Annotated in this window: 17 protein-coding genes and 1 tRNA gene; 9 read left to right on the top strand and 9 right to left on the bottom strand. The window is 52.1% G+C overall.

Going from position 1 to position 15,171, the window contains the following annotated elements; translation table 11 throughout:
* Window positions 1–83 precede the first annotated feature (83 nt).
* A complete protein-coding gene (locus EVJ30_RS03090; RefSeq protein WP_131456779.1) occupies window positions 84–446 on the top strand; it encodes a potassium channel family protein in 363 nt (120 codons plus the stop codon).
* Between the two features lie 15 nt (window positions 447–461).
* Here the strand turns inward: EVJ30_RS03090 and EVJ30_RS03085 are convergent, their stop codons facing one another.
* Both EVJ30_RS03085 and yidD read right to left on the bottom strand, forming a co-directional pair.
* Window positions 462–1,820: an alanine/glycine:cation symporter family protein gene (locus tag EVJ30_RS03085; RefSeq protein ID WP_131467975.1), complete on the bottom strand. Its 1,359-nt coding sequence runs from the start codon at window positions 1,818–1,820 to the stop codon at window positions 462–464.
* Between the two features lie 132 nt (window positions 1,821–1,952).
* The gene (gene yidD / locus EVJ30_RS03080; protein ID WP_083274114.1) at window positions 1,953–2,222 is read right to left on the bottom strand and encodes a membrane protein insertion efficiency factor YidD; all 270 of its coding nucleotides are present in this window, start codon (window positions 2,220–2,222) and stop codon (window positions 1,953–1,955) included.
* Between the two features lie 208 nt (window positions 2,223–2,430).
* Between yidD and EVJ30_RS03075 the strand changes: the two genes are divergently transcribed.
* From EVJ30_RS03075 to EVJ30_RS03060, 4 genes are all read left to right on the top strand, one after another.
* Window positions 2,431–3,228, top strand: a complete 798-nt coding sequence (locus EVJ30_RS03075; protein ID WP_236635554.1) for a pyrroline-5-carboxylate reductase family protein — start codon at window positions 2,431–2,433, stop codon at window positions 3,226–3,228.
* Window positions 3,229–3,414: 186 nt separating this feature from the next.
* Complete coding sequence (locus EVJ30_RS03070; protein ID WP_070328862.1) at window positions 3,415–3,651, top strand: FeoA family protein; 237 nt, start codon at window positions 3,415–3,417, stop codon at window positions 3,649–3,651.
* The gene (gene feoB, locus EVJ30_RS03065; RefSeq protein ID WP_131456774.1) at window positions 3,648–5,624 is read left to right on the top strand and encodes a ferrous iron transport protein B; all 1,977 of its coding nucleotides are present in this window, start codon (window positions 3,648–3,650) and stop codon (window positions 5,622–5,624) included. Before EVJ30_RS03070 ends, feoB begins: the two co-directional genes overlap by 4 nt.
* A gap of 15 nt (window positions 5,625–5,639) precedes the next feature.
* Window positions 5,640–5,843: a FeoB-associated Cys-rich membrane protein gene (locus EVJ30_RS03060; RefSeq protein WP_070328860.1), complete on the top strand. Its 204-nt coding sequence runs from the start codon at window positions 5,640–5,642 to the stop codon at window positions 5,841–5,843.
* Between the two features lie 39 nt (window positions 5,844–5,882).
* On the opposite strand, the gene EVJ30_RS03055 is transcribed toward EVJ30_RS03060, so the two are convergent.
* The 6 genes from EVJ30_RS03055 to EVJ30_RS03030 form a co-directional block, all read right to left on the bottom strand.
* Window positions 5,883–6,587: a DUF554 domain-containing protein gene (locus tag EVJ30_RS03055; protein WP_131456771.1), complete on the bottom strand. Its 705-nt coding sequence runs from the start codon at window positions 6,585–6,587 to the stop codon at window positions 5,883–5,885.
* A gap of 158 nt (window positions 6,588–6,745) precedes the next feature.
* Window positions 6,746–6,818 (bottom strand) — tRNA-Val (locus tag EVJ30_RS03050).
* Window positions 6,819–6,904: 86 nt separating this feature from the next.
* The gene (locus EVJ30_RS03045) at window positions 6,905–7,462 is read right to left on the bottom strand and encodes a GNAT family N-acetyltransferase (protein ID WP_131456769.1); all 558 of its coding nucleotides are present in this window, start codon (window positions 7,460–7,462) and stop codon (window positions 6,905–6,907) included.
* A gap of 67 nt (window positions 7,463–7,529) precedes the next feature.
* The gene (locus EVJ30_RS03040) at window positions 7,530–7,844 is read right to left on the bottom strand and encodes a DMT family transporter (RefSeq protein WP_131467973.1); all 315 of its coding nucleotides are present in this window, start codon (window positions 7,842–7,844) and stop codon (window positions 7,530–7,532) included.
* Complete coding sequence (locus EVJ30_RS03035) at window positions 7,841–8,170, bottom strand: DMT family transporter (protein ID WP_201739056.1); 330 nt, start codon at window positions 8,168–8,170, stop codon at window positions 7,841–7,843. Before EVJ30_RS03035 ends, EVJ30_RS03040 begins: the two co-directional genes overlap by 4 nt.
* An 11-nt stretch (window positions 8,171–8,181) precedes the next feature.
* Complete coding sequence (locus EVJ30_RS03030; protein ID WP_131467969.1) at window positions 8,182–8,760, bottom strand: TetR/AcrR family transcriptional regulator; 579 nt, start codon at window positions 8,758–8,760, stop codon at window positions 8,182–8,184.
* A gap of 131 nt (window positions 8,761–8,891) precedes the next feature.
* On the opposite strand from EVJ30_RS03030, the gene EVJ30_RS03025 reads away from it, so the two are divergent.
* On the top strand, window positions 8,892–9,674 hold the full coding sequence (locus tag EVJ30_RS03025; protein ID WP_131467967.1) for an alpha/beta hydrolase: 783 nt from the start codon (window positions 8,892–8,894) through the stop codon (window positions 9,672–9,674).
* Window positions 9,675–9,726: 52 nt separating this feature from the next.
* Here EVJ30_RS03025 and EVJ30_RS03020 read toward each other — a convergent pair whose 3' ends face one another.
* Window positions 9,727–10,965 (bottom strand): aminopeptidase, encoded by a 1,239-nt coding sequence (locus tag EVJ30_RS03020; protein WP_131456759.1) that lies wholly within the window; start codon window positions 10,963–10,965, stop codon window positions 9,727–9,729.
* 114 nt (window positions 10,966–11,079) lie between these two features.
* On the opposite strand from EVJ30_RS03020, the gene EVJ30_RS03015 reads away from it, so the two are divergent.
* The 3 genes from EVJ30_RS03015 (at window position 11,080) to EVJ30_RS03005 (ending at window position 15,144) form a co-directional block, all read left to right on the top strand.
* Window positions 11,080–11,487 (top strand): YkvA family protein, encoded by a 408-nt coding sequence (locus EVJ30_RS03015; RefSeq protein WP_131456757.1) that lies wholly within the window; start codon window positions 11,080–11,082, stop codon window positions 11,485–11,487.
* Between the two features lie 86 nt (window positions 11,488–11,573).
* Entirely contained in the window at window positions 11,574–12,440 is an 867-nt protein-coding gene (locus EVJ30_RS03010; protein ID WP_131456755.1) for a YitT family protein, read from the top strand.
* A gap of 115 nt (window positions 12,441–12,555) precedes the next feature.
* The gene (locus EVJ30_RS03005; protein WP_236635971.1) at window positions 12,556–15,144 is read left to right on the top strand and encodes a putative bifunctional diguanylate cyclase/phosphodiesterase; all 2,589 of its coding nucleotides are present in this window, start codon (window positions 12,556–12,558) and stop codon (window positions 15,142–15,144) included.
* Window positions 15,145–15,171 lie beyond the last annotated feature (27 nt).

The raw sequence follows: 15,171 nt of genomic DNA, 5'->3' as shown, positions 1-15,171 counted from the left end.
CGAATTCGTCGACTCATCTTTTGGCTACAAAGGATGTTCCCTCGTTTCTATCGAACAAACCTACTAGGAAAGGAGGGATCTGTATGCTCTCATTCATTTTGACGTTCCGTCGCATGTTCCGTGGGATTTGGCGCGGGTTGAAAGAACCCGAATTTCAAGTATTGTTCACCTTAGCGTCCCTTACTATATTGTCGGGAACGCTGTTTTATACCCGCTTCGAAGATATGCGTTGGTTAGACGCCCTCTATTTCAGCGTCATCACGCTCACGACGATCGGCTACGGTGATTTCGTCCCGACGACCGATATCGGCAAAGTGTTCACAATCGGTTACGTCATCACCGGCGTCGGCATCATGGTCGGGTTCGTGACACAAGTATTCAATCACTTGCAGCAGGCACGACTTGAGGAAATAAAGAACAAACGAAAAATGCCGCCATCCGATTAAGGATAGCGGCGTTCGTTACGATGCTTTTCGACTTCGATTCTCGATCGCTAACCGCTGATTAAAGCGCTTCGTCTCAGCGATGACGACACCCGACAAGAACAAGAGCCCAATCAAGTTCGGAATGGCCATCAAGCCGTTGAAGACGTCAGACAGTGCCCATACCATGTTCAAGTTCGTCGTCATCGCCCCGAGTCCGGCGACGAGCACGAACGCGATCCGATACGGGATGATCGACTTTTGACCGAACAAGTAATGAATCGACCGCTCACCGTAATACGACCAGCCGAGCACCGTCGAGTAGGCAAACATGACGAGACCGATCGTGACGACATAACCGCCGAACGGCCCGAGGAACTGCTCGAACGTCGCCGTCGTCAACTCGACCCCTTCGAGTCCAGATCCGATTTGACCGCCCATGACGAGCGTGATCCCGGTGACCGAACAGACGATCAACGTATCAAGAAACACCTGCGTCATCGAGACAAGGCCTTGACGACCTGGCATGTCCGTCTTGGCCGCGGCCGCTGCGATCGGAGCCGAGCCAAGACCGGCTTCGTTCGAGAAGACGCCTCGCGCAACCCCATACCGGATGGCTGCCCCGATGGCCCCGCCGCCAATCGCTTCGGCGCTGAACGTGCTGCTGAAGATGAGCGCGATCGCATCGGGGATGAGTGTGTAGTTCATGATCATGATCAAGAGACCACTCCATAAATAAAAGACGATCATGACCGGGACGAAGTAACTGACGACACGACCAATTGATTTGACACCACCGAGAATGACGGCGCCCGTAAAAATCATCATCAAGATACCCGATACGTAAAGCGGGACGTCGAACGTCGAGTTGAGCGCCAACGCGACTGAGTTCGTTTGAACCCCGTTCCCGATCCCGAACGCGGCCAGTGAGGCGAACGCTGCAAACGCGACCGCGAGCCAGCGTTGCTTCAAGCCCCGTTCCAAATAATACATCGGTCCTCCGGCCATTTGACCACGTTCGTCCGTCACCCGGTACTTGACGGCGAGCACGGCTTCGGCGTACTTTGTTGCCATCCCGAAGAAGCCCGATACCCACATCCAAACGATCGCGCCTGGTCCCCCGAGGACGACCGCAGTCGCGACACCGACGATATTCCCCGTACCGACGGTCGCCGCGAGCGCTGTCATGAGCGCTTGGAAGTGACTAATATCTCCTCGTGACGTCTTGTCTTGATTTTTAGAGAATGCGAGTTTCAACGCGTAAGGCAACTTCGTGATTTGGAGCCCCCCGAGACGCACCGTCAAATAAACGCCTGTCCCCACAAGCAAAATTAACAGCGGCGGTCCCCACACAAAGTCTGAAATCGTACCGATTAGTTCGCTGAACGATTGACTCATGCTGTAATCCCCTTTCCCCGTATGTAATAAATACAACTCTATTTTTTCAGAATACTCGGAACGTTGTCAAAAGTATTGTGCTAAAACAAAGAAGGGGATAAACGCCCTGTATCTAAAACAGCGATCCGTCAGTTAGACGTCTCGCTGTGACGGTGGCTTTTCGCGTTGCAGGGGGGCTTTCCAATCAAAATCGTCCGGCACATAGTCAAGTCCGCCCGAATGGAACGGTTGGCACCGCAACAGGCGCCGCGTCGTCAAATACCCGCCTTTGACAGCGCCATGCTTCTCAATCGCCTCAATCCCGTAGTGCGAACAGCTCGGATAAAATCGGCACGTCGGGGGCTTTAAAGGAGAAATAAAGCGCTGGTATCCTTGAATCCCACGTACTAATACTCGTTTCATTTCAATCGCCTCGCTCAGTCAGATTACTGCAATGATAGCCCGGACTGCGTGAATTGTCATCTGCAGCGCTTCGTCGATTCCCGTTACAAAACGACGAGTTTTTTCCTTTATTTTACAATCTGAGCGTGACAGGCGATAATTGCTCGAACATTTGTTATGATAGGCAACATATATACGACCGAATCAAATGAATGAAGAGGTGACGGAAATGAACATATTAATGGTAGGAGCAGGATCGATGAGCGAGGCACTCGTCCGAGGCTGGATTGCTTCCGGGCTCTCCCCTGAACAGATTACGATGACGAACCGGAGCGACCAGACACGTCTAGAGCAGTTGCGAGATGAGCTCGGCGTACAGATCGTCGAAACAGAAGACGTCAACGCCTATACAATCGTCGTGCTCGCGATGCAACCAGATGGCGTCTTGACTTACGCTCAATCACAGACGTGGAAAACACCGCTGCTCATATCCGTCGCGGCGCATATCGAGCCGAGCGAGCTTGAAGAAGCATCCGGCATCCCAGCCATCTGTGCGATGCCGAACACCCCGGTCGCCTATCAAACCGGGATGACTGGACTCTGGTTCGGACCTGAGACAGATGCGACCGCCCGCGAGACGGCGGCGGCACTGTTCAACCGGGTCGGTCGGACAGCCGTCACGGACGCGAAAACGATGTCAGCTTTCATGGCGGCAGCCGGATGCAGTCCTGCGTTCTTTTACGAGATCGTCGGTTCGATGACCCCGGTGCTGACAGAAGCCGGGTTTGATGAAGACACGGCCCGCCAAATCGTCGCTCAAGCGATGAAAGGATCAGCCGAGTTATTGTTGCATGAGACACGTCCGACCGACGAGCTGATCGCCGACGTCGCCGCACCTGATGGACCGACCGACCGCGGTGTCGGCGTGCTCCGCTCACGTGACTTGTCTGACGTGATGTCGTCCGCCCTGCGTGAGAGCGCGAAAGAGGATCATGATCCTATCGACGCAACGATTGAAAGAACGTAAGTACTTGAACCGCCCGATAGAAGTCGAACGTTAAGTTCTGACTTCTATCGGGCGGTTTTTTAATTCTCGCACTACTATTTTTTAGAAGTCATAAAATCCACAAATAATCTTGCTTCCCGATAGTAAAGAACGTGTTATGCTACCAAATGAGAAGAATTATCATTTGACTAAAATGGAGAGATCTTAATGAGTTCATTACTTGCCATGCCGCTACATCAACCAGTGCTCATATCCGATTTAACGAGAATCGATGACCGCTTGCGGCGTCGCATGATTGCCTTAGGATTTTATGAGGGCTGTTCCGTACGAATTAAACGTCGGGCCATCTTTTCCGGACCGCTCACGATTGAACAAATCGAACATCAACAAATGATTGCCATCCGTCGCTGTGACGCTGAACAGATTGGGGTGATCGTCCCGTGACGCAACGGATTGCCCTAATCGGAAACCCGAACACCGGAAAAACGTCTTTATTTAACCGATTAACAGGCTCCTTCGCCCACGTCGGTAACTGGGCCGGTGTCACAATTGAACAGAAAATCGGACAGTTGCATGGAAACATCGGACAGTTGATCGACTTGCCCGGTGTCTATGATTTAGACCCGCTATCGGCTGACGAAGCAATCGTCTCGCGATTCCTGTTGCATGAACCGTTCGATGGGATGTTCAACATCATCGATGCCTCGCAGTTCGAACGTAACTTACAATTAACGCTCCAACTGCTCGAAATGGGCCGTCCGCTTCAAATCGGTCTGAACATGGTCGATGTCGCTGAAGGACGAGGCATCCACATCAATTTAAAGCGTTTGAGAGAACGTTTGGACGTGGACGTGTTTCCGATTACAGCACGAACAGGTGCCGGCTGTGAAGTCCTCCTGTCCTCCCTGCGAACGACCCCTCGCGAACCTTTCGTACTCGATTACGGGGAAGAGACCGAACAGGCGCTTCAACAAATTCTTGAAGCGACGGGACTCAGTGAGCGCGATCGCTGGGTCGCCATTCAATACTTGGCCGGAAATCGCGTCATTTCAGAACAGCTCGAGTCTTCGACGCCAACCGTCAATGAAATTCGTAAAGCGTTGGAAGTGAAACTCGGACGCTTCGCCCACGCCCACATTACAGAACGCAGACGCGACTGGACAAAAGACGTTCGCCATCACGTCGTCGATCAGCATAACGCACAACAAGCCACGGTCACCGACCGCATCGATGCCGTCGTGACACATCCGATCTGGGGCTTACCCATTTTCTTTACAGTACTTTACGCCTTGTTCCACATCACGTTCAACTGGATCGGTGCCCCGTTGTCCGATCTGTTGGATGGATTTCTGTCGGGTCCGGTCACATCCGGAACAAGCTCGTTGTTACAACTCCTCGGGACCTCCTCTTTCATCCAGGCGTTGCTGATTGACGGGGTGATCGCCGGTGTCGGCGGTGTCCTCGTCTTCGTCCCACAGATTTTCGTGCTCTTTTTCTTTATCTCGTTTTTAGAGGACTCTGGCTATATGGCGCGTGTCGCCATTGTCATGGACCGATTTATGCAACTCGTCGGACTGAACGGGAAAAGTTTTATTCCGATGATCATTGGATTTGGTTGTAACGTCCCAGGTATTATGGCGGCACGGACGGTCGAGGAAGAGCGGGAGCGGCTCGTCACGATTTTCATTTCACCGTTCATGTCGTGCTCGGCGCGTCTGCCGATCTATGCCGTCTTCGCTGCCAGTTTTTTCGCATCAAACCAAGCGCTCGTCGTCTTATCGCTCTATATGCTCGGGATCGTCCTGGCGTTGATTGCCGCGAAAATATTCACGTCCGTATTGGCGGCGGAAGATCGGAACAGCCTCTTTATCGTCGAACAGCCTCCATACCGTGTCCCCCAAGGGTTGACGCTTTGGCGCAGCACATGGCAAAAGGCGAAAGGGTTCGTCCGAAAAGCAGGTACGTTCATCTTTGGCGGTTCCGTCTTCATTTGGTTACTCGCCTATTCCGGTCCAGCCGGAATGGACGTCCCGATGAATGAGAGTTTTCTCGCTATGATTGGTGGAGTCGTTGCGACGTTGCTGATTCCACTCGGTTTCGGGACGTGGCAGGCCGGCGCTTCGCTCATCACAGGTTTTTTGGCGAAAGAAGTCGTCGTATCGACGATGGCGATCATTTATGCGGTCAGCGAATCTGACTTGTCCGCTTCGTTGCTTCCCGTGTTTACGCCGTTGAGCGCATATAGTTTCATGGCGTTCGTCCTCTTGTACGTCCCTTGTCTAGCGACCGTCGCCGTCATTCGGCGCGAGGTGGGAAGTGCCAAATTGACGTGGGTCGCTAGCCTTTATGGGCTTGGTGTTGCGTACGTCGTATCACTGATGATCTATCAAATCGGTCGTCTGTTCGGATTGTCTTAACAAGGAGGGAATCATATGTTCTTATTTGATTTACTGATCGGTCTTGCCGTATTCGGGTACGCCGCCTATTCGCTCTATCGCTACACCCGCAAAGCAAAAGCCGGTAAATGCGCCACTTGCGAAATCGCACCGACTTGCACGACATCCTGTGATGCCGCTGACTGGGATAAAATCATTGCGGAAGCCTTACACGCTGATAAAAAAAGTTATCATCAATGAAAAACGGACTAGCGCATTGTTTCGCGCTAGTCCGTTTTTTCATTGGAAGATATGTAATGCGGTGACAATGATCGCGACCATCAAAATACCGGGCAGTAAGTTGGCGACACGAATCCGGGTGATCCCGACCAGGTTCAACCCGATGGCGACGATCATGACGCCCCCGGTCGCCGTCATCTCCAAAATAAAGTCATCCATGAGCGACTCCGGAATGAACTTCATGATCTGGATGGCGAGCAACGCGATCGCTCCTTGGTACAACAAGACCGGTACGGCCGAGAACATGACGCCGATGCCTAGCGTCGAACTGAGCACAAGCGCCGTGAAACCGTCAATCAACCCTTTTGTATAGAGGACGTCATGGTCCCCGCGCAGACCGCTGTCGAGCGCACCGATGACGGCCATCGCCCCGATCACAAAGATGAGCGTCGCCGTGATGAAGCCTTCCGCGATGCTCGACTTACTTTTTCCACCGAGACGCCGTTCCAACTGATAGCCGATCTCGTTCAACTTCTCGTCGAGCTTCCACCATTCGCCAAGTGCGGCTCCGATAACGAGACTGCCGATGACGATTAAAAAGTTCTCACTCTTCATGCCCATCTGCACGCCAAGCAAGACGACGGCGAGACCGATGGCAGCCGTGACCGTCTCTTTCATCCGCTCGGGGATTCGGTGAAACAGCAGCCCGAGTAATGTGCCGACCACGATCAAGGCCGCATTGACGATTGTTCCGGTTAATACCATCGTATAATTCCCCGTTTCTGTATGTATTGAGAGGAATATACCAACTGTTTATGTGGGCTGTCAATTAAAAGAATACACAAAAAAAGCCACTTCTCGTAAGAAGTGGCTGCGCGGAAACCCACGTTCCTATGGGTTTCGCATCGGGTTTGGCACCCAAGTGATTCTGACTGGGCTCGAACCAGCGACCTCTACCCTGTCAAGGTAGCGCTCTCCCAGCTGAGCTACAGAATCAGGTCGTGTCCTCTCTTTAGGACACTATTAATATATCAAGAAACTAATGCCTTGGCAACTGTTTTTTAAAACTTTTTTTATTTTTTTCACCGCGTCATTTCTTCCCGCTTCATGTGACGGCATAGACGCTCCAAATCGCCGACATAAACGGACACGATCATGCCTCCGTGTTCGGTGTCACGGTCCCAACGCAAGCCGTTCGATTTCGCGACGCATTGTGACGGCACGTTGTCCGGGTGGATGAGCGAAATGATGTCTTTCTCGCCTTCCTCGAACGCATGTTGCATGAGACGCGCGGCCGCTTCACGGCCGTAGCCCATGTGCCAGTGCTTTGGTGCTAGCCAATAACCGACCTCGAGCTCGATTTTGCCATCAAGTTCATGCAAGAGCGTCCCGGCATGGCCGATCGGCTCATCACTGTGATGTGTCATCAGTTTGAGGAGTCCGGTCTGTCGGCCCGTCGTATATCGGGCCAATTGTCTCTCGAACCATTCGATTGTCTGTTCATCCGTATATGGCTTGCCGTCCGGACTGATAAAGCGCATCACCCGCGGATCTTGGAGTAGCGATTTTACGAAATAGAAATCGGAGATCGTGTAAGGTTCAAGCCGTAGACGTTCTGATTGCAACTCTACAAGATTCATTTTTCCCGCCCCTTTCGTTCACAATCTGAATTATTCAATTCCCGTTTTTAGCTCGTTTCAATCCTATTTACGCCACGACTTTCAACCCGACGACGCTTCCGATAATGAGCGTCAAGAAGAAGATACGCCACCGGTCGCTCGACTCGTTCAAGTACAGCATACCGAGAATCACTCCACCCGCCGCGCCGATTCCGACCCAAATCGAGTAGGCGAGCCCGAGCGGCAGCGTCTCGAGCGAACGTGACAACAAATAAAAACTTAGTGCGAACGTCATGATTGAAAGAAGCGACCATTTTAAAATCTGATAGCCTTTTGATTTTCCCATGAAGAAAACAGCAAGCATCTCAGCGAGCCCAGCCCCGATTAAAAATGTCCAACTCATGCCGGCTCACCTCCTGTCACTTGCTTCAAACCGACCACACCGATGAGGAGCGTCGCGATAAACAACAGCTTCATTCCCGTCATCGTCTCATCAAACAAAATATTTCCGACGATGACCGTCCCGACAGCACCGATACCCGTAAAGACGGCGTACCCGGTGCCGGCCGGTAATACACGGAACGACATCGCCAACAAGCCAAAACTGACAATCAATAACACGACGGTCACGACGGTCGGTCCTAATACGGTAAACCCATTCGATAATTTCATCGTCGTCGCCCAAACGATTTCAAGAAGTCCGGCGAGCATGAGCCACACCCAAGCCAATTGTTCTTTTTTCATGTCCATCCGACTCCTTTCTTAAGAATTTTAAATGCTGCATGCTGTCGTTGCGCTCGATTCGTTTCGAACGAAAAGAGTGAAAGCAACGCTCCGTCCAAAAAGCAATAGTACGCATCATATACGTCGTCGAGCGATTGTTCCGGTAAATCGCCCCGCTCCATCGCCAAACGGAACTGCTCTTTCTCAAACGTTTGGAGCTCGGTCTCGACCGACCCGATCGTCGACTCGATGAAGGCGCGTAGCTCAGGCGGCGGTACGAGCAGCATTCGTTTCGTCAGCATCCATGTCTCTTCTTCTTCGAAGAAATGAATCAACGCTTCAACGATCGCCTCGATCCGTTCGAGCGGTGCCGCCCCGTCAGACGCGTCCCGTGCTTGTTCCCAAGCTCGCTGGTAACGCTCGGCCATCTGTTCGACGACTTGTTTGAACAGCTGTTCTTTTCCTTCGATGTGCGCATATAAAGACGGCTTCTTAATCCCGACATCTTCGGCGAGCGCCGCCAAAGACAGTCCTTCATATCCTTCAAGCGCAAACCGGCGTCTGGCAGCCTGTTCAATTCGCTGTTTCGTGGTCATGTGCGATCTACCCCTTTCATCTCCCCTCACTTTAACTAACGAACGGTAGGTAGTCAAACTTCCGGATTGAGTTTTTGTACGGACAACGCCAAAATGAGAAGAGACCGTCAGAGGAAGGGAGGAATGATTGTATGATCGAACAGTTTAGTTTCACCTTGCCGACCGAGACGATGCGCGGCCGAAAACGAATCGTCCGCGTCTACCGCCCTGACTTCGCTCGTACCGACGAGGCGTTGGCCGTGCTCTATATGCATGACGGCCAAAACGTCTTCGACGGCAAGACCGCGACAATCGGGGAAGGTTGGGCGATTGACCGCCATCTCGACGATTTGCAACTACCGCTCATGGTCGTCGCCATCGCAAGCGCCCCCGATTGGCTCGACCGCTATGACGAGTACTCGTTCTATGAAGACGAGATGCTTTATAAACGCATCGGGCCCGAGCTCGCTAAGACCCGGCCGACACTTGGCGGCAAGGGGCGTCTCTATGCCGACTGGCTCATGTTGGAGCTGAAGCCGTGGATTGACGCACGCTACGCGACCAACCCGGATGACGTCGGCGTGATAGGTAGCTCGATGGGCGGCGTCATCTCGCTCTATATGATGGCGACGTATCCGGCAATCCGTCGTGTCGGTTCACTGTCGACGGCCGCCTGGGCCAACCTCGACTCGCTCATTCGTGAACTGAAACAAACTGACCTGTCCGCCCGGCTCTATATGGATATCGGCACGAACGAAACGAGCGGACCGATCACGCCCGAGGACTACTTATACACGAATGCGAAACTCGTCGAGACGATCGCTCGGACCGGCATCGCCTTCCGCTATGAAGTCGAGCCTGGGGCGGTCCACAACGAGATTGCATGGCGACGTCGGTTGCCGAACGCGCTCGCATTTCTGTATGAACTCTCATGACATGAAAAGACGCAAAGGCGGTCGCCTTTGCGTCTTTACTTATTGTTTTCTATTAGATGACCCAGTTCCCATCACGCATGATGGCTTCGCGTGTCCCGTCCTCGAGCTCACCGTCGATATTCATTTCGGCCGAGCCGATCATGAAGTCGACGTGTGTCATCGAGTCGTTCGCACCATTCTCAGCGAGTTCTTCGGCCGACATCGCCGGTCCGCCTTCGAGGCACGTCGAGTAGGCACGACCGAGCGCCAAGTGGCACGAGGCGTTCTCATCGAACAACGTGTTGTAGAAGAGGAGTCCTGAGTTTGAGATCGGCGAATCGTCCGGCACGAGTGCGACTTCTCCGATGCGGCGTGCCCCTTCATCAAGGTTCAACAGTTCATCGAGTGCCGCCTGCCCTTGTTTCGCTTCCGCTTTCACGACTTTTCCGCCTTCGAACCAAAGCGTGAACCCGTCGATCAAGTTTCCGCTGTAGCTGAGCGGCTTCGTGCTCGACACGTGTCCTTCGACCGCATCTTTATCGGCGAGCGTAAACACTTCCTCCGTCGGCATGTTGGCGATGAAGTCGACGCCGTCCAGGTTCGGACCGCCGCCGCCGAGGAAGACGTGCTTCTTCGGAAGACCGATCGTCAATTCCGTGCCTGGTGCTTTGTAGTGAAGTTTCGCGTATTTCTTGTCCGTCAACAGCTGCGCCCGCGAGCGCAACGCTTGATCGTGCTCGTCCCAGGCGGCAACGACATCGTCTTGGTCCATTCGTGTCGCTGCGAAAATCGCTCTCCACAGGGCTGGAACCGCATCTTCACGGTCTGGGAATACTTTTTTCGCCCACGCTTCAGAAGCACCGGCCACGATTGACCAGCTGACATTATCACTCATGACATACTTACGCCATTTCGCGAGCGCGACACCAGACGCCCGGTTCGAGTCGGCGATGCGTGATGATTCGACACCGTTTAGCGCGTCGGGATCGTCGCTGACGATCGACAAGAACGCCGTCTTCTCTTCCGCGAGTTGCTCGAATCGTGCTTTGAGCCACTCCGGGAACTCCTTGAACGCTTCATTCGGTGCGTTGAAGTAACGCACTTTCGTCGTCTCTTCATCGCTCCAGTTGACGTACACTTGTTTCGCCCCGGCCGCGTAGGCCGCTTTCACGATTTGACGGACGAGCGGTGCTTGGCTAATATCGGCTCGGACTTCGAGCTGTTGACCCGGTTGAATGTTGACACCTTTTTTGACGGCAAGCTCAGCATAACGGGCAAATTCTGCCTCGGTCGGTAAAGTTACAGTAGACATATGTACAGTTCCTCCTTTTTCACTTACACCTATCTTCTTAAATTTTCGGAAAAGTTGCAACCAAATCGCAAAAACGGGCATATTAGTAGATGTAGAGAGAAGGAGGAGAAAAACATGTCAGATTGGAAAACGACTTATTCACACTTTTTAAACAACGCCCAAACCGACTTCACCGAGAACGAACAGCTAGGTGACTTATTAGTCCAAGGAGAACTCGCCCTAGCAAAAGTCACGGTCGACGTCGCTTCAAACGAAATTAGCGACATCGAACGGGAAGAGGAGCTCACACTGTACTTCCAAATGAAACAACTGCTCAACATGCTACGCGCCGTCTACAACGCCCAGTTCGAGATGCAGCCCGACAAGCAACACGCCCTCGTCGCGGCCGTGCTCTATTTCGTCTCACCGTTCGACGCAATCCCGGACGACGCCCCGCTCGGACTGTTTGACGACGCTCAAGTCATCGACTACGTCCACGAACAGCTAGCAAGTGATATCGACCGCTTTCATAACGAGTTATAATCTTTCAAGACTTGAAATTAAGGCTTCATCGGAGTACGCTTGCATGAGTTCATGCAAAGGAGGCGTATGGCGCCTTAGCCACTCATATGTACGCAAAATCACGTAAACGGATCGCTGTCGAGACAGTCCTTTTTATCATCGCCGGAACGATTCTACAATCTATCTTTGTCGGCCTGCTCCTAAAGCCGAATGAAATCGGGTCCGGCGGGATTGTCGGCATCACGCTCATCGTCAACGAGCTGTTCGGCACACCGATCGGACTCACCCAGTTGGTGCTAAACATCCCGCTCTTCATCATCGGGATCAAATATCTCGGGAGACGATTTATTCTCATGACAGGACTCGTCGTCGTCCTGTCATCGATTTTAATCGATGCGCTGCCTGTACTCATTCCACCGACGCCACTCGACGATCCGCTCGTCGCGTCCGTCTTCAGCGGGATCGTCTCGGGACTCGGTTTGGCACTTTTGTTATTTGCCGGGGCGTCGACAGGCGGACTCGATATTTTGGGGAAAGTCATCTTCATGAACAACCGCAACTTATCGCTCCCGAAAATCTTTTTGACCCAAGACCTCATCGTCTATATTCTCGTGTTCATCACGTTCGATATTAAAGCGGTCATGTACGCACTCGTCCTCAGTTTTGTCCGGTCGCGGACGCTGTTGACGATCCATCGCTTCTTCTCCGCCCAAAAACAGTGTTTCATCATCTGTAAAAAAGCGGACGAGATCAACTTGGTCATCAAACAGAACTTGAAGCGTGGGGTCACGATCATGGACGCGACCGGCGGCTATTCGAACGACGCGAAAAAAATGCTATACGTCGTCGTTCAAAACAATGAGATTCCAAAGTTGCGTCAAATCGTCTCAGACATTGATTCCGAGGCGTTCGTCACTGTCTCAGAAATCGACTCAATTGTCGGTAACTTTAAAGAACATTCGTATACACTTTGATCGACAGCATCGTGCTGTCGATTTTTTTGTGTAATAAATACCCGAACGGTCCGATAATAAGGATGAGCCTCAGAGACATATACAGAAGGAGGTGCATAAGTTGTCTAGCCACACTTTGCGCCAATCAGTCCCCGCTCTTCTCGTCGGGACGTTTTTTATCGGTCTATTCGTTATCTTATTCAGCCCTTATGCGTTAAGGGAGACGAGCTTGTTCGTCTACTTTATGATCATCGCACTCGTCGCCACCGTGGTAAGCGGGAGTGCCGTATTGCGCCATCACGGGATGCGCCGCTATATCTATCTTCTCATTAGCGCTGGCAACGTCTGTTTCATCGCTTATTTGGTGGGACACCGCTTTACCACGGCGATGCCAATTGACATGATGCTGTTCATTCAAAACTTCTTTTATTTGATCATGGCCCTCATCGTCATCACCCAATCGATTGAAATTAGAACGTTGAAGTTGCGTACGTTTGATGTGTTCGCACTGCTCAGCTTTTTGATTGTCGGTGCGTTGCATATCTTTTTTTACACAAAGAACGGCGGCCAGTATGTCACGAATTTGAACGGCTTTGAAGAACAGATGGTGCTCATCAGCCTTTACATGGTGCTCGGTTTCTTATATTTGAATCGCATCGTGACATCCGGGCAAGGCTTCCGCGTGATGCTCCTCATCGGGATTCTCGGTTTTACAACCGCCTCGATCATCAATGAGCTGCAGTTGTTCACCGGTATCGGCCATGAGCTCCTCCATTTGCTTCAAGTAATCAGTATTCTCATCATTTCAATCAGTTATTTGTTTGATGAATCGACAGAAGACGTCCTCGCTCATGATTCTGTGTTTGATTACGTCATCTACAGTACGATTGTCATGTTGTACATGCTCGCCTCGGATCGACTGCTCGGCACCTCGATCATCGACTCGATGATTGCGAACGCGGTGTTGCTGCTCCTCATCCGTCAATTCGTTGTCGCCAAACAGAACGCACTCATTAGCCATCGGTTACATACCGTCAATACAGACCTCGAAGTCGCAGTCACGACGAAAGCCCACGAGCTCGAACTCCGTGAACAACAGTACCGCTCGCTGTTCGCGTATCACGCAGAGCCCATCTTTTTGTTCGACCTTGACGGCGAAGTGTTGTCCGTCAACGAAGCAGGGAGCTCTGTCCTCGGTCATGACACCGAGACGCTCATCGGATCAAATATTTTAGACATCATCGAACAAACGGATCGATCCGCCTATACGAACGTGTTACGTGACCTTACGAACGGACGTCCGCAAACATTAGACGTCAATGTCGTGACAGAAGATGGTTCGGCACGCGTTTGGCAATTGATGAACATCCCGATGATCATTGACGGGGAAGTCGAAGGCATCTATGCCATCGTCAAAGACATCACGCAAATGATCGTCCAGCAAGAACAGATCATGTACCAGGCTAACCACGATAGCTTGACCGGGCTGCATAACCGTTACGCGCTGCAAGAACAGATTGAACGCCTGATCGCGGACGGCCGCTCGTTCACACTCATGTTCTCCGACCTCGACGGGTTCAAAGAAATCAACGACCAGTTCGGCCATCATATGGGTGATCAGTTGCTACAGCACATCGGTAAACGTCTACGCAGCGCCTTGTTGCCAAACGAATATGCCGGACGACTTGGAGGCGATGAATTCATCGTCGTCGCCGAACACAATGATGATGAAATTCTCGTTGAACGTTTACGTCGTCTCGTTTATCGTCCTCCTTATTTCATGGCCGGGAACCTCGTAGAAATTCATGCTTCAATCGGAATCGTCCGTTATCCGGAGCACGGCACGACGCTGAAGCACCTCTTATCAAACGCCGATTTGGCCATGTATAAGGCAAAAGACAAAGGACGCGATGAGACCGTCATCTTCGCTCCTGCGCTTCGCGTCGACAAGGAAGAACGAAAATTGTTGATGGAAGGACTTGATATGGCACTCGAGAAAGGTGAGATCTCACTTTATCTCCAGCCACAGGTCGATGCCTCGACGAAGGCGATCATCGGCGCCGAGGCACTCATGCGTTGGCAACGCGACGGCAAGTTCATCCCGCCGAGCGAATTCATTCCGATCGCCGAAGAGACCGGTCATATTCATGACCTCGGTCGTTGGATGATTCATGAGACGTTCCAACTGATGTACGCGTTTGAACAAGGCGACATCGATTTGCCGAAACTATCGGTCAACTTGTCGGTCCGGCAATTGTTCGATGAACACTTGATCGATTATTTGACGACGTTGTTCGAACGCTTCCCGATCGAACCGAGCCGCTTGAACTTCGAGTTGACCGAAACGGTCGCGGCGCACCAGTCGGACCGCGTCTTAAATCGAATTCTCGAGTTGAAGGCACTCGGCATCAAACTATCGATCGACGATTTCGGGACCGGCTACAGCTCACTCGCCTATCTCGTCCGCTATCCGATTGACGAGTTAAAGATCCCGCGGGAGTTCACGATGCAGCTAGAAGAAAATCGCGAGTATCAAACCGTGACCGCGACCATCGTCGCCATGGCACGACAACTTGGGATGGCTCTCGTCGCTGAAGGCGTCGAGACCGAATACCAAGAGACGTTCCTTCGGCGGATCGGTTGCAATTCGATGCAAGGGTATCGTTACGCGAAACCGATGCCGCTCGACGAGTTCGTCATCTATTACATGAAACAAAACGCTTGAACAGACAAACGCCTCGGATCCACTTAC

The sequence above is a fragment of the Exiguobacterium sp. SH5S13 genome (assembly GCF_004337085.1).
Taxonomy (GTDB): Bacteria; Bacillota; Bacilli; order Exiguobacteriales; family Exiguobacteriaceae; genus Exiguobacterium; species Exiguobacterium aurantiacum_A.
Note: the sequence above shows the minus strand (reverse complement) of the source record. Positions and strands in the feature narration are given on the sequence as shown.

Coding starts and splice junctions, on each gene's coding strand:
- EVJ30_RS03090 (WP_131456779.1), top strand. CDS start 84: ATGCTCTCATTCATTTTGACGTTCCGTCGCATGTTCCGTGGGATTTGG.
- EVJ30_RS03085 (WP_131467975.1), bottom strand. CDS start 1,820: ATGAGTCAATCGTTCAGCGAACTAATCGGTACGATTTCAGACTTTGTG.
- yidD (WP_083274114.1), bottom strand. CDS start 2,222: ATGAAACGAGTATTAGTACGTGGGATTCAAGGATACCAGCGCTTTATT.
- EVJ30_RS03075 (WP_236635554.1), top strand. CDS start 2,431: ATGAACATATTAATGGTAGGAGCAGGATCGATGAGCGAGGCACTCGTC.
- EVJ30_RS03070 (WP_070328862.1), top strand. CDS start 3,415: ATGAGTTCATTACTTGCCATGCCGCTACATCAACCAGTGCTCATATCC.
- EVJ30_RS03060 (WP_070328860.1), top strand. CDS start 5,640: ATGTTCTTATTTGATTTACTGATCGGTCTTGCCGTATTCGGGTACGCC.
- EVJ30_RS03055 (WP_131456771.1), bottom strand. CDS start 6,587: ATGGTATTAACCGGAACAATCGTCAATGCGGCCTTGATCGTGGTCGGC.
- EVJ30_RS03045 (WP_131456769.1), bottom strand. CDS start 7,462: ATGAATCTTGTAGAGTTGCAATCAGAACGTCTACGGCTTGAACCTTAC.
- EVJ30_RS03040 (WP_131467973.1), bottom strand. CDS start 7,844: ATGAGTTGGACATTTTTAATCGGGGCTGGGCTCGCTGAGATGCTTGCT.
- EVJ30_RS03030 (WP_131467969.1), bottom strand. CDS start 8,760: ATGACCACGAAACAGCGAATTGAACAGGCTGCCAGACGCCGGTTTGCG.
- EVJ30_RS03025 (WP_131467967.1), top strand. CDS start 8,892: ATGATCGAACAGTTTAGTTTCACCTTGCCGACCGAGACGATGCGCGGC.
- EVJ30_RS03020 (WP_131456759.1), bottom strand. CDS start 10,965: ATGTCTACTGTAACTTTACCGACCGAGGCAGAATTTGCCCGTTATGCT.
- EVJ30_RS03015 (WP_131456757.1), top strand. CDS start 11,080: ATGTCAGATTGGAAAACGACTTATTCACACTTTTTAAACAACGCCCAA.
- EVJ30_RS03010 (WP_131456755.1), top strand. CDS start 11,574: ATGTACGCAAAATCACGTAAACGGATCGCTGTCGAGACAGTCCTTTTT.